The following is a 13,333-nucleotide window of genomic DNA, read 5'->3' as shown; positions in this document are numbered from 1 at the left end:
GGGGGCCCCGCCGGGGGCGGGGGGGCCCCTCCCCACCCACGTCTAGTTCGTGGCGCCCGGGGGGGGGGCGGGGGGGGGGGGGCCGGGGGGGGGGGGGCCCCCCACGCCCCGGGGCGACGACGGTGGGCCTCCCCGTGCCGTGCGTGGTGACCGGTGCGGGCCGTGGCGCCGCGGCCACCGGACACGGGCGGTGTGCCGGGTCGGAGGGTGGTCGTGTATGGCCACCGGCTGCTGCCGTCCGGGCAAGGCTGCTTCCGGAGACTACTGTCAGGTCTCACCCCGCTCGTTGAGGTAGGCCTGCAGTTCCGGGTCGTCGAAGAAGTCTTCCCAGTCGCTCTCGCCCAGGGCCGGGTGCTCGTCCTGCTCCTCGGGTTCCTCGGCTTCGAAGACGTCGACGGTGAGGTAGCTGAGGAGGTCTTCGTCCGCGTCGAACTGTTTGAGTGCCTCGCTCATCTCCTCGGCGGTGCCGACCCCGGCTTGGCCGAACACCGTGCGTGCGTTCTCCAGCGCCGCCCCGTCATCGGTGAAGCTCCAGGCGGATGCCAACAGGCACTGCAGCGGCTGCACCGTGGGGGTAGGTAGCGAGGCCAGGAGGTCACTGTTGGTGAGGATCTCGGTGATCACGGTGATCACGGTTCCCCACTCCTGTGCCTGCAGCGCCTCGCTTCCCTCGGTGATCTTCGCGTTCAGCATCGCCGTCTCGACGTCGCTCACAGTTGCCCCTGTCCCTTCATCGTCACGGTCATGATCAGTGGTGCTCCATGCCTGAACGCTGGCGGTCGAACTCGTCGAGCAGCGTTTCGTGGATGCCGAGGCCGCTCAGTCGGTCACGCGATATGAGCTTTCCGGCGCTGGTGATCTTCGAGGACAGCTTGTCGCCGTGCTCGTGGTGGTCGAGGACATAGAGGAACTGCCGGGCCCAGCCGTCCATGGCCGCGACGCCGTTCTGGAGGTAGCCGTTCCACGAGCCCTGGAGACCTGGGTCGTACCACGGACTCGCGTACCAGGCGTCCTCCAGGAGGACCAGCGTGTCGAGGACGGGCTCCGCCGCGCCGTCTGCAAAGCACCGGAGGTCGATGGCACAGTGGAGCGGCTCGCGGGTCAGATGGCTCAACAGCTCGATGCGGAAGGTGTAGACGTACGCGCCCTCGTCGGCGCCGACGTACTCGGGTGCCGTGTCCTCGTCCGCGTGCACACCCCATATCTGCGCACCGACGTCTCCGCTGATGCCCTGGAGCTCCGCGAGCACGGCTTCGCCCGCATTCGATTCCCACTGGACCCACACTGCTTCCAGAGCGGTGCGGGCCATCGTCTCGTCGTCGATGTCCGCGACGTCTCCTTCATCGCCCGCGGGAACGGCACCGCCGCCGATCGCCAGGGACGCCGCACGGGAGAACCCGACCGAAGCGTCGAGCGCGTGCAGCTCGTAGTCGTGTATGCCCGTGGTTGCGTCGGAGACCATGCCGATGGTCTGTGACATGGCGTCGGCGCCTGTGCCGACACCCGGGATGAGCGAGTCGCCGACGAACGAGAAGACCTCGAGCCCGGTCGTCACGACGCTGACGACAGCCCGGCCCTTGCGATCGCGCCGCCGCCTGTCCTTGTCACGGGCACGGGTCTTCTGCGCGTTCTCGATGAGACGCTCCGGCGTGCGGGTACTGACGTGTTCCCGCTGCCGGACCAGCCCGAACTGGAGGTTGTCGTACGCCTTCACCGCGAGCTTGACGCCCACCGCGGCACCTGCCCAAGGAAGCGCTCCAAGACCCGCCGTCGCGGCCGAGACCGCCACGCCACCGCTTCCCAGCGCCACGTCGAGTGCCCGGTCCCGAACCTCTCGCACGGACGCCTCGATCTCGTGGTTGTCCGCGTACTCACTGACGAAGACCCTGTTGTCGTGGTTCTTGCACCACTCGTAGAACGCCTTCCCGCAGGAGTCCATCTCCTGGACCAGTTCCGTCATGCACTGCGCGAGCTCGCTGTCGGACTTCTGCAGCGGGCCGAAGGCGGCTTTGATCTTTTCGACCTCGGCCCCGGTCTTTCTCTTCGACACCCGGGAAGGGTCCTTGACCGTGTCGGCCACCTCTTTGCACCGCTCGCTCTGGTACCTCAGCAACCCCGCGGCCGACTGGGCCTTGCTGATCGCCTCGGTGAGCGAGGCGACGTGCTCGTCGTGGTCCTTACGGAACAGGCCGACCCTGATGCGGCCCTTGGCGGGGTTGAGATTGGTCGGTGGCTGATCCCAGGCTTTGACCCCGTCCATGGCGGCGCCGAAACTGCTGATGGCGTTGATCGTCTTGACGGCCGCCGCGTGGGTTTCGGTGGCTCGGCCGATACTCTTCACCGTGAGGGTGTGCACCTCGGAGAAGGCGGCGCTTCCGTCCTTCAGCCGTTCCTCCAGCCGGCTGGCGGGGTCACTCTGGATACGGATGCGCTCCAGCTCCACGGGGACCATCCTGGCGAATCCCTTGTAGTCGCCCTTGATCGGCTCCAGGGCCTTTCGGGATTTGCGGGGATCATTCATCCCCTCTCGGAAGACCCACGCCTTGTCCCTGCTCACGACGTCCAGATATGACGCGAACAGTTTCTGGAACTCCGTGTTCCCGCCTTCGCAGAACTGGGTGAAGGTCGGGAAGGTGAACCCATACGGCGGGATCTTCATGCCGGAATTTTCGAGCAGGGACTTCAGATCGAACGGTTCCAAGGAACTCTCCAGGACATGCGGACCAACGGGTGATTCCAGTCGGTTGACCAGCTGGCGTACTGACGTGCACACCGCTCATTCGATTGTGCTCGCGGGTACCGCAGCCCGGTGTGTCCGATCGGCCAACCCATCGGTCTGTGGTCAGTGCCTCTTACCGCGGGCTGCCCTTCCGATCCTGGAAGCACCCGAAACCGCCGTCGCAACGGTGCAGAAGAAAGGCTGCGTGGATCAGGAGTCCGGCGGGCTGAACGCACGGTGTCCCTGATCCAGACTGGCGAGTGCACTCCCATCACGGATGGTCCGCGCTCGGATGGCGGCTGACGGCGTGGGTTGCCGACCGAGGTGTCGGAAATTGTTTTGCCGCTATCAGGGCGGCTTGGCGAGAATAGGCGAATGATCGCTTCTATCCCCCGAGGTCCTGTCGAGCCGCCCCATGTCGTCACCGATCTCGCGGAGGGACGGCCGGTGCGGGCCGTATGGCAGAACCAGCTCGGCGGGTTGACGTTCCAGGTCGGCTCGGGCGGGAAGCGGCAGTTCGTGAAGTGGACACCGGTCGGCAGCGGTATCGATCTCGCGGCCGAGGTGGCACGTCTGCGGTGGGCAGCGAGGTTCGCGGTGGTGCCGAGGGCGCCGACGAGGCGGGGTCCTGGATCATCACGCACGGCCTGCCCGGCCACGCGGCGGTGGACGACCGCTGGAAGCACGACCCCGGCACCGCGGTACGCGCGATCGGCTCCGGACTGCGGGCACTGCACGACGCGCTGCCCGTCGCCGACTGCCCCTTCGGCTGGTCGGCCGAAACGCGACTGGAGAGCGCACGGTCACGGGTAGCGGCGGGGTCTGCCGCTCCGGTGGTTCTGCCCGAGGACCTCCAGCACTTCGGCACGGTCGAGGAGGCGCTCGGCGTGCTCTACGACATCCCTCCGGTCGATCGGCTGGTGGTCTGTCACGGTGACGCCTGCGCTCCCAACACCTTGGTCGGAGACGACGGTGCGTGGACCGGGCACGTCGACCTCGGCAGCCTCGGTGTCGCCGACCGATGGGCCGACCTCGCCGTCGCCACGTGGAGTACGCGGTGGAACTACGGCCCGGGGTGGGAAGAACCGCTGTTCGAAGCCTACGGAGTCGAGCCCGACCCGGAACGGATCATGTACTACCGGCTGCTGTCGGAATTGTGCGACTGAGGACGTCCGGTGGCGGAGACGTGCCCGGCGGAGTGCCTCCAGGGGCACTCCGCCGGGCACGTCTCCTCACCGGAGCGGGCTGTTCAGGGGCAGTCGGGGTCGACGATGTCGACGTCGGCACTGTTCACCAGGACGATCCGGTGGTCGAGCTGGACGGCCAGGTACCGGCCCGCGCCCGTGACGACGGTGTCCGAAGGCTTGGTGAAGTAGTCGTCGGACTGCCTGGCGGGGCCGGTCGTCACGTAGGCCTGTCCTGGCGGGAGCGTGTAGACGCCCAGGGGTGCCTGGGTGGAGGGCTTCAGGCCCGCGGGGTACTCGTTGGGCTGGGGGTAGGCGGTTCCGTAGACGGGGATGGCGGCCAGGGTGTTCTTCGGGCGTACGATGCGCGTTCCGTGGTGGGCCGGCCGGGTGAGACTTCCGTGCGGGTTGAGGAACCACACCTTCTGGCCGGAGAACCAGATCGCGGTCCAGTCCCCCTGGGTGTCGGCGACCACGAACTGCTGCCCGGCGACGATCGTGTCGCCCCAGTCGTCGATGAGGTCGGTGCCCGAGGACGCGCCGGGGTGGATGGCCGGGTCCGGGAACAGGGGCGCGGTGTCGCCGGGGCCGGTGCGCACGAACAGGAAGTTCGACGGCTGGGTCTGGGTCGGGCAGGGCGCCGCGGTACCGCTCTGGTCGCAGACCCGGACGGTCTGGATGTTGTCGGCGAAGCGAGGGGCGATGGTGACGGCCGAGCCCACCTGCGGCATGCTCCGCCACATGGTGTCGGGTTCCTCACCCCGCAGCAGTCGCATGTACCGGTCCCAGTCCCAGTAGGGCCCCGGGTCCCAGTGCATCCCGGCGACGGCGCTGCGGGAGGGGCCGGGGACGTTGTCGTGGCCGATGATGTGCTGGCGGTCGAGCGGGATGTGGAAGCGGTCGGCCAGGTACCGGACGAGCGCGGCCGAGGAGTGGTACATGGCCGGGGTGTACCAGGTCGCGCCCTGCGCGGCGAAGCCTTCGTGCTCGATGCCGATCGCGTGCAGGTTGGTCCAGTAGTTGCCGGCGTGGAAGCCGATCGCTCCGGTGGGGAGCATCTGCGTGACCTGCCCGTCGCCGGAACGGACGACGTAGTGGGCGGAGACCCCGCTGGAGGGGTTCTGGAAGGTCGCGATGGCCGAGTCGTAGGATCCTTCGACGTCGTGGATCACGATGGTGTCGATCGGGACGCCGTTCTCCGGCCGCGTGGCACTCTGGTAGTTGCCCACGGCGGCCGCCACGAACCGGCAGTCCAGCGTGGGCGGACACTCCGTTCCCTGGGCCGCCTGTTGCTCCTGCGGCAGACCGAGGGCGGCCAGCTGACGGGTGTCCGGGTTCACTTGGCGCAGGGGTTCCAGGACGACCTGCTGGCCGTCGGAGCGCACCCGCGCCGCGCCGTCCCGGATGACGGCGAAGACGTCGTCCGCGAACAGCCGTGCACCGCTTTCCCGGCCGGCCTCGCTGTACCGGGCCACCGCCCCGTACCAGGCCCCCGGGTCGCCGGAGCGGCTGCCCGTCAACTGCTCCTGGTAGGAGGCGAGCAGGGCCGCTCCGGCCCTGATGTTCTGCCGGTCGTCGCCGAGGACCTGCTGCGGATCGGCGCCGATCAGTGCGGCGGCCGCCGCCAGCGTGTGGGACGCCGCGCGGGCACCCGCCTCCGTCGTCGGCTCGGCGGGCGGCCGTGCCTGCCGCATGCCGGGGTCGGTGTCGGTGAGCTGCATCAGGCCGAACCCGCCGCCGGCGCTGGGCTGCCCGCGGTGGGACTCCCACCAGGACTCCTGGTAGCCGACCGCGAGGAGGACCGGTGCCGGCACGTGGAACTCCGCGGCGGCATCGGTGAAGGCCGACTGGACACGGCTCACCGCCGGTGGTCCGTCCTGCTCGGCGTGCGCGGCCGGGCATGCTCCGATGGTGACGGACCAGCAGAGCAGGGCGGTGGCGGTACTCGTGAGGAGGTGTCTACTCGGTGACGAGGGCAAGGTCCTTCTCCTGTACTTTCGCAGGTCCTTCGCAGGGCCACCGATGCGTCCCCGCCACCGCGCCTGCACAAGGCCGCCGATCGGGCGACCTCGCAGAACCCGCCAGGACGCTGCAGCGAGCGGCGACGGGCCGGCACGGTGCCGGTGCGCGAGGGCAGGACCTCCGAAACGACCGGTACGGGATGGGGCCCGGGGTGTCTCCTACGGCTGCCGCGCCTCACCGCCGAAGCCGTCGTTCGACGGCGTCTCGGGGCTTCGGGACGGCTGCAGCGCCCGGCCTGCGGCGCCTCCGTGACCGCTCGCCGGCTGTCCGATGGCGATGCCCTGTTGATGTCAAGATCTTTGATGCTTGGTGCCGTGGTCAGCAGGCAGCGGTGAAGCTGGTGCCCCGGTGTTTCAGGCTGTGCGGTGGAGTAGGAGGAATCCGTTGTCTTGTGCGGCGGTGTGGTATCCGGCCTCGTAGGCTGCCGCGACTTGGCGGGCTTGCTCCTGTGCGGGCACGGGGAAGCCGGCCTGGTCCCCGTCGGTGTCGACGATGATCCAGTCGGTCGGCTGGAGGTTCGGGGTTCCGAAGAGGGCCACGGTGCACCGGTTGGTGAGTTGGGGCACGAGGCTGTTTGAGGCCGCCACACTCGCCCCGCTGGGGATCTCGTCAAGGAGCCGGTGGGCGGCCGCGATGCGTGGCGATGTCTGCCAGAAGTCGACCGTGGCGAGCTGGGACAGCGGGAAGGCGGGGATGAGTGCGAGTGTGACGCAGGCGCCGGCGAACAGGCCGGTGCGTACCACGCGACGCTCGCGGAGCGGCTTGCCCGCCACCGATCGCTCGAGGGCGTGTACGAACGCGGCGAAGACGATCGGCATCAGTACGGCGCTGTAGTGGAATTGGGTACCCCAGTAGGCCGGGTTGTCGGAAAGGAACCGCCAGGTGAGCGTGGGAACGGCCAGGGCCAGTAGGGAGGAACGGACCGCCATGAAGGCGGTCGGTGCCAGCAGGAGGACCAGGGTGACCACCTTGGTCTGTGGAGTGACCAGGTCCAACGGCAGGTGCAGGAGCCCGGCCAGGCCGCCTTGGCCCCCGACGCCCGAGAGGTTCCCCGAGTATGAGTAGTGACCTGCGGGATTGAAGGCCGGAATCAGGACGAAGGTCTCCAGCAGCGTCCCGCCGATTCCCGCGGCGATGGTGACGGCACCCAGGCGGTACGAGCCGCGCCAGGCGACGTAACCGCCGATTGCTGCGAGAGTGAGTCCCAGGTCTTCCTTGACCAGCAACAGTGGCAGGGCCCAGAGCACGGCGACGCGCCACCGTCGCCGGCCCAGGGCCGTGACGGAGAAAGCCAGGAGCGGGACGGCGAAGCACACCTCGTGGAAGTCGAAGCCGACGGCCGAGGCGATCCCCCAGGAGGCGCCGTAGCCGAAGCCGACCACCAGCGCCGCCTGCCGGCCACCGATGTCGTGCGCCCACCGGCTCAGTGGAACGGCAGCCACTGCCAGCAGGGCGGCCTGCACCACCAGCAGTGTCAAAGAAGAGGGGAAGATCCTGTAGAACGGTGCGATCAGCGCGGTGATTGGGGAGAAGTGGTCGCCCAGGAGGTTGAAGCCCGGCCCCTTGAGCCCTGAAGTCGGCGCATGCCCCTGACTGTAGGACCGGACCTCCTGCTCGAATATCCCGAGGTCGAAGCCCGTCGTCAGCATTTTCTGCTGCAGACGGATCGACAGCACAGAATAGAGAACGAAAAGGATCCCGGCGCATCCCCAGGAGAATTTCTTGCCGTTTCCGGCCTGTGCGATGCGGTCTGCAGAAGAAAGCCATCGGCCAGGGCTGATCAGAGCCGTTACCCGCGTGTTGCCGGATGTGACCGGCGGGGAGATGGACATGGCCCGGCCTCTCGGATCGCCTGCTGATCGGAAGGACCGAGCATGCGGGAGGCCACCTGATGCTTCGCTGACTCAACCTGACCGACTGATCAGATCGGCAGGAGATTCGCCGGCAACCACACAGTTCGGGCAGGAATCCATGCCTGATCGGGCACGGGCGGGCAGAAACACCATGGCACCCTGGTAGGCATGCGGATTCTGGTGATCGAGGACGAAACCGACCTCGCGGCGACCCTGCACCGCGGCCTTTCGGCCGAGGGATACACGGTCGATCTCGCCCACGACGGCCAGGACGGTCTACTGCGGGCGCGCGCCGGGGACTACGCGGCGATCGTGCTCGACATCATGCTGCCGACCATGAACGGCTACCGCGTCTGTGCCGCGCTTCGACGAGAACGCATCGACACACCGGTCCTCATCCTCACGGCCAAGGACGGGGACTGGGACCAGACCGAGGCGCTCGACACCGGCGCCGACGACTACCTCGCCAAACCGTTCTCCTACCCGGTCCTGCTCGCACGACTGCGCGCTCTGCTGCGGCGTCCGGCCCTCGGCCCCACGCAGTTGGCCGTGGGGGACCTCGTCCTCAACCCGGCGACTCGCACCTGCCACCGTGCGGATCAGCCGGTTCTCCTCACGGCGCGGGAGTTCGCGATCGCGCAGGTGCTGGCCCGTCGGCCGGGTGAGCCGATCGGAAAATCCGAGCTTCTGTACCACGCGTGGCCCGATCACGCGGCGGATCCGAATCTGGTCGAAGCCAGAATCAGCGCTCTGAGGCGCAAGATCGACACCCCGTTCGGCCGGCACTCGCTGCAGACCGTACGCAGCCTGGGCTACCGCCTGGTGGACGACCGTGAACCTCACCGGTAGGCGATGGCGACCAAGGTCTGTCAGCGCCCGCTCCGCCCTCGGCGCGGCCCTGGCAGCAACGGTGATCTTCACCCTCGGAGCCTGGTTCGTTCACGACCGCACCTACCAGCGGGAGATGCAGGCCACCCGGGACACCGCCGTCTCCCAGACCTACACCACCAGACAGCAGATCACGTCCACTGGCAGCGTGGACAACCTGGTGATCAACACAGACGCGCCCTACGCGATCGTGACGGGCGACAACACCATCGTCGGCGGCTCCGGGGCCCTCTGGCCGTTCCTGACAGGCCCCCACCCGGCTCTTCCGTTCCCAGGACACGGACCAGTCGATGACATGCAGGACTACAACCGGCAGTACACCGTCCGCCTCGACACCGTTCCACCGCAGACCGACCCACACTACTTCCCGCTGCAAAGGACGGCGCTGGACAACTCCCTGCTCGGTACCACCATCACTGTGCAGGCCACCACCTTCGTCCTTGACCAGAGCCACAGCCCGCCGCCGGAAGCGGGACAAACCACTGCGGGCAACGGCACCCGCTACCGGGTCTACACGGCCATCAGTCCCCGACCCGCGCAGCGGGCCGCAGCGGCAGTCGACCGCCTCCTGTTCCCCGCGGTCCCTCTGGCCGTCGCCCTGGTCGCCGTCGTCGCCTACCTCGCCACCCGCCGTGCCCTGCGCCCGGTGGAGGCGATGCGGCTGCGCATGGCCGAGGTGAGCGCCACCGACCCACGTGAACGTCTCGATGTCCCGGACAGTCAGGACGAGGTCGCCGCGCTCGGCACCACCATCAACGCCACTCTGGAGCGTCTCGACCACGCGGCCACGGACCAGCGCCGGTTCGTCGCCGACGCCTCCCACGAACTTCGAAGCCCACTGGCCGGCTTGCTGAGTGGTTTGGAGGTCGCGCTCGCTCATCCCGAGCTCGGCAGTCCGAGAGAGACCATCGCCACCGCCGCCCGACAGGCCAGGCGCCTGCAGACACTCGCCGAGGACCTGCTGCTGCTCGGGCGACTGGACGCCACCACCGTCCAAGACCTGCCCGCCGCCAGCGTCGACCTCGCCGAGTTGGCCACCGAACTCATCACCGAGTACGAGGATCGGTACGGCGACGAACTCACCCTGACCTGCCACGTCGACGGCCCGGCCCCGGCCCGCGGCAGACACGATCACCTCGAACGCGCCCTGCGGAACCTCTTGGACAACGCGTGCCGCCACGCACGCACCCGTGTCGAGGTACAGGTCGCATCCCAGCCCACCGAAGCGCCCGACGCCGAGGTATCTGTGACCATCAGCAACGACGGTCCCCGGATCCCCATGGACCAGAGGGATTTCATCTTCCAGCGGTTCGCGCGGCTGGACGACTCCCGCACGCGCGAAACCGGCGGCGCCGGGCTGGGACTGGCCATCGCCCGCGAGATCGCACACCACCACCACGGCACACTGGCAGCCGCCGACGACCCGGAAGGCGCCTGCTTCGTCCTGTGCCTGCAGCGAGCACGGCCAGCCAGCGGTCTGGCCCCGTAATCGGCACTGGCCCGGGCCTGACAGTTATCGTCAGCCGCGGAGTCCTGGGCGGCGACGTGTCGAGCGACTGCGTCGACGCCGGGGCGGCAGCAGCTGGGCGGCGCCGGACTGCCAGAAGGACCTGGCGGACCCCCGGGCGGGCACCACCCTGCAGGTGTTCTGTTCGAGCCCGACGCTGGGCACGGTCAGTGGTTGAGTCCGCCCAGCGGCAACGCCCCGGTGGGGGTGCGCAGGACTGCGTCGAGGGTCAGGCGTGCGGTGCGGGCCCGGTGGTCCACGCCGACGCCGATCACCCCCTGGCCGGTGGCCCCCGACGACAGGGCCTCGCCGAACCGCTGTCCCTCGGGGACTGATCGCCCGACCGTGGGGACTCATCCGCCACCAATCCGGCTCCCCTCGTGGCGCTCTACCTCCGAGGGAGTACGGGAACCGGGCGTGGCCGTGCTCTCGGTCGGGCCGGAGGACAAGGCCCTGCTCTCGCGGCACCGCACTCCGGCCGGGCCCGTCGTCGGCCGCCGGACCGGGTCGTGCGAGCCCCACGGCCCGGCGACCCGGCGGGATGAAGAACGGTTAAAGACCGGGGAGACGCTGCCGAAACACGGGCTTTGGTGAGCTGGGTACCAGAAGGCGGCCACGGGGCCGCCGACAGTGAAAGGGCTCATCATGAACATCACCCGCATGATCCACCGCAAGGCCGTCGCCGTCCTGGGCGGTGCGGCGCTCACGACGCTGGCGGTGTGCGGTGTGGCGGCCGCCGCACAGTCCCCGGACAACGCGGCAAAGCCGTCCGGCCGGAGCGTTACCCCCCTCCAGACCGACAAGAACGGCAACCTGAGCTACAGCCACACGGTCCCCAAGGGCGATGCCGCGGCCAAGTCCGGCCAGGCCAACCGGCCGATCCAGACCGGCAAGGACGGCAAGCTGACCTTCACCGACAGTGTCGCTCCCGCGACTCCGGTGCAGAAGTGATGCGCTGAGCCGCAGGGCGCTCCCCACCAGTCGGCCCGCGGTGGCTCCACCTCGGAGGGGGCGGAGCCACCACCGCCGCGAGGCCGCACGGACGGGGCTGTTCCAGCAACCGACCCAGCAGGCGGTGGAACAGCCCCCGGGCTCGGGGATGTCCCCCGGTCCGGGGGTCGATCGGAGCCTTCCGGGCACGCCGGTGCGCGGACAGACTGGATGCTGCCGTCCACCCCATGGGCGCGAACAGGGGGCGACGGTACGGAAGGACGTGTGATGCGGGTTCTGGTCGCGGAGGACGAGCCGGTCCTGGCGAGGATGGTGGGCCGCGGACTGCGGCACGCGGGCATGGCGGTGGACGTGGTCCTCGACGGTGAAGAGGCCCGCGAGCTGGCCGAACTGGCCGACTACGACGTCCTGGTCCTGGACCGCGACCTGCCCGGTGTGCACGGCGACACGCTGTGTCGCACCCTGGCCGCCTCCGGTGCCCGTACCCGGATCCTCATGCTGACCGCGGCCGGCACCCTGGAGGACCGGGTCCGCGGGCTGGGCCTGGGGGCGGACGACTACCTGTGCAAACCGTTCGAGTTCCCCGAACTCGTCGCCCGGATCCAGGCGTTGTCCCGCCGCGCCGCACCCGCCGTGCCGCCGCGCCTGCAGCACGCCGGCATCACCGTGGACACCGCGCGCCGCCACGTCACGCGCGAGGGCCGCACCCTGACCCTGACCCCGAAGGAGTTCGCGGTCCTGCGCATCCTCCTGGAGGCCGACGGCGCCCCCGTCAGCGCGGAGGCACTCCTGGAACGGGCCTGGGACGCCCACGCCGACCCGTTCACCGGCGCGGTCCGCGTCACCATGAGCAAGCTGCGCGGCAAGCTCGGCGCCCCCGACCCGATCCAGACCATCCCCGGCATCGGGTACGCGCTGTGCTGAGGACCCGCAGCATCCGCACCCGCATCGCCGTCGCCTTCGGCGCCGCCTTCCTCGGCCTGGGCGCCCTCCTACTCACCGCCGTGTACTTCCTCACCCAACGGGGCACCACCGCCCGGGCCCTGGAGATCACCGACCTCGCCAAGCACCCCGCGGCCTGGGCGCAGGCCCAGCCCGTCGGCCCCGGACAGGCTCCCTTCCGCGGCACCCTGCTGCCCGGCGGCGACGGGACGACCCTGACCACCCTCAGCCGGCAGATCACCGACGCCGCGGCCCAGCAGCAGCTCCTGTGGTCCGTCGTCGCCCTGGTCATCGCCGCCCTGCTGGCCTCCCTGGTCGGCTGGTGGACCACCGCCCGCGTGCTGCGCCCCGTCGACGAGATCACCACCACGGTCCGCGAGATCAGCGCGACCAGCCTCCACCGGCGCCTGACCGCCGGCGCCCACCGCGACGAGATCACCGCACTCGCCGGCACCTTCAACGAGCTTCTCGACCGCCTCCAGGCCGCCTTCACCGCGCAGCGGCGCTTCGTCGCCAACGCCTCCCACGAACTGCGCACCCCCCTCGCCGTCCAGCGCACCCTCATCCAGGTCGGCCTGCACGATCCGGACCCCGCCGAGCTCGCCGAGGTCCGCTCCGAGCTCCTGGAGTCCAACCGGGCCGGTGAGCGGCTCATCGACGGCCTGCTCGTACTCGCCAGCGGCCAGCACGGCCTCGACCACCACGAGCCGGTCGACCTCGCCGCGATCGCCGCCCGGGAGACCGACGCGGCCGCCGGCGCCGCCCGCACGGCACGGGTCACCATCCGTACGGAAGGCCGGCCCACCGCCGTGCACGGCGATCCGGCCCTCCTCACCCACCTGGTCCGCAACCTCGTGGCCAACGCCGTCCTGCACAACCATCCCGGCGGCGGCGTCCACGTCCGGCTCGACGACCGGACGCTCCTCGTACGCAACACCGGTCCCAGCCTCGACCCCGACACCATCGACGAGCTCCTCGAACCGTTCCGCCGCGGGTCGCACCCACGGCTCAGCTCCCCCGGCGGCGGGTCGGGGCTGGGCCTGTCCATCGTCCACGCCATCGCCGTCGCCCACCGCGCGCACCTCGCCCTGGAGGGCAACCCCGAGGGCGGGCTCACCGTCCGCGTCCGCTTTCCCGCCGACCCGCCGCCACCCGCACCCGAGCGGCACCGGCCCCCACCACCGGACGCACCGCCCGGCAGCCCCGGCGACGGCGCCACCAACCCGTAGGAGAGGCGGCCGGCCCGCGGAACGACCCTGCTCGACGG

Annotated in this window: 10 protein-coding genes; 6 read left to right on the top strand and 4 right to left on the bottom strand. The window is 69.8% G+C overall.

Annotated elements, in window-relative coordinates; translation table 11 throughout:
• Positions 1–267: 267 nt before the first annotated feature.
• Positions 268–714, bottom strand: a complete 447-nt coding sequence (locus ACIRS1_RS27515) for a hypothetical protein (RefSeq protein WP_402844557.1) — start codon at positions 712–714, stop codon at positions 268–270.
• Positions 715–748: 34 nt separating this feature from the next.
• Positions 749–2,659 (bottom strand): hypothetical protein, encoded by a 1,911-nt coding sequence (locus ACIRS1_RS27510; RefSeq protein ID WP_402844554.1) that lies wholly within the window; start codon positions 2,657–2,659, stop codon positions 749–751.
• A 638-nt stretch (positions 2,660–3,297) separates the two neighbouring features.
• Between ACIRS1_RS27510 and ACIRS1_RS27505 the strand changes: the two genes are divergently transcribed.
• Positions 3,298–3,885, top strand: coding sequence for a phosphotransferase (locus ACIRS1_RS27505; RefSeq protein ID WP_402844551.1), 588 nt, complete (start codon positions 3,298–3,300; stop codon positions 3,883–3,885).
• 83 nt (positions 3,886–3,968) lie between these two features.
• Here ACIRS1_RS27505 and ACIRS1_RS27500 read toward each other — a convergent pair whose 3' ends face one another.
• Together ACIRS1_RS27500 and ACIRS1_RS27495 are read right to left on the bottom strand one after the other, a co-directional pair.
• Complete coding sequence (locus ACIRS1_RS27500) at positions 3,969–5,765, bottom strand: N-acetylmuramoyl-L-alanine amidase (protein ID WP_402844548.1); 1,797 nt, start codon at positions 5,763–5,765, stop codon at positions 3,969–3,971.
• A gap of 513 nt (positions 5,766–6,278) precedes the next feature.
• Entirely contained in the window at positions 6,279–7,757 is a 1,479-nt protein-coding gene (locus ACIRS1_RS27495; protein ID WP_402844545.1) for a DUF2079 domain-containing protein, read from the bottom strand.
• Positions 7,758–7,946: 189 nt separating this feature from the next.
• On the opposite strand from ACIRS1_RS27495, the gene ACIRS1_RS27490 reads away from it, so the two are divergent.
• The 5 genes from ACIRS1_RS27490 to ACIRS1_RS27470 all read left to right on the top strand — a co-directional run bounded on the left by ACIRS1_RS27490 (position 7,947) and on the right by ACIRS1_RS27470 (position 13,295).
• Complete coding sequence (locus ACIRS1_RS27490) at positions 7,947–8,627, top strand: response regulator transcription factor (RefSeq protein WP_402844542.1); 681 nt, start codon at positions 7,947–7,949, stop codon at positions 8,625–8,627.
• A gap of 61 nt (positions 8,628–8,688) precedes the next feature.
• Positions 8,689–10,155, top strand: coding sequence for a sensor histidine kinase (locus ACIRS1_RS27485; protein WP_402844540.1), 1,467 nt, complete (start codon positions 8,689–8,691; stop codon positions 10,153–10,155).
• Positions 10,156–10,818: 663 nt separating this feature from the next.
• Entirely contained in the window at positions 10,819–11,124 is a 306-nt protein-coding gene (locus ACIRS1_RS27480; RefSeq protein ID WP_402844537.1) for a hypothetical protein, read from the top strand.
• A gap of 267 nt (positions 11,125–11,391) precedes the next feature.
• On the top strand, positions 11,392–12,048 hold the full coding sequence (locus ACIRS1_RS27475; protein WP_402844534.1) for a response regulator transcription factor: 657 nt from the start codon (positions 11,392–11,394) through the stop codon (positions 12,046–12,048).
• Entirely contained in the window at positions 12,042–13,295 is a 1,254-nt protein-coding gene (locus ACIRS1_RS27470; RefSeq protein ID WP_402844531.1) for a sensor histidine kinase, read from the top strand. Before ACIRS1_RS27475 ends, ACIRS1_RS27470 begins: the two co-directional genes overlap by 7 nt.
• The last annotated feature ends 38 nt before the right edge of the window (positions 13,296–13,333 follow it).

It is taken from the genome of Kitasatospora sp. NPDC101176, assembly GCF_044768035.1.
GTDB lineage: Bacteria > Actinomycetota > Actinomycetes > Streptomycetales > Streptomycetaceae > Kitasatospora.
The sequence above is the reverse complement of the archived record's forward strand: the minus strand, read 5'-3'. Positions and strand labels throughout refer to the sequence as shown.

What these genes read in the sequence shown, in the direction of transcription:
- ACIRS1_RS27510 (WP_402844554.1), bottom strand. Translation starts at nt 2,659, where the DNA reads ATGAAGATCCCGCCGTATGGGTTCACCTTCCCGACCTTCACCCAGTTC.
- ACIRS1_RS27495 (WP_402844545.1), bottom strand. Translation starts at nt 7,757, where the DNA reads ATGTCCATCTCCCCGCCGGTCACATCCGGCAACACGCGGGTAACGGCT.
- ACIRS1_RS27490 (WP_402844542.1), top strand. Translation starts at nt 7,947, where the DNA reads ATGCGGATTCTGGTGATCGAGGACGAAACCGACCTCGCGGCGACCCTG.
- ACIRS1_RS27480 (WP_402844537.1), top strand. Translation starts at nt 10,819, where the DNA reads ATGAACATCACCCGCATGATCCACCGCAAGGCCGTCGCCGTCCTGGGC.
- ACIRS1_RS27475 (WP_402844534.1), top strand. Translation starts at nt 11,392, where the DNA reads ATGCGGGTTCTGGTCGCGGAGGACGAGCCGGTCCTGGCGAGGATGGTG.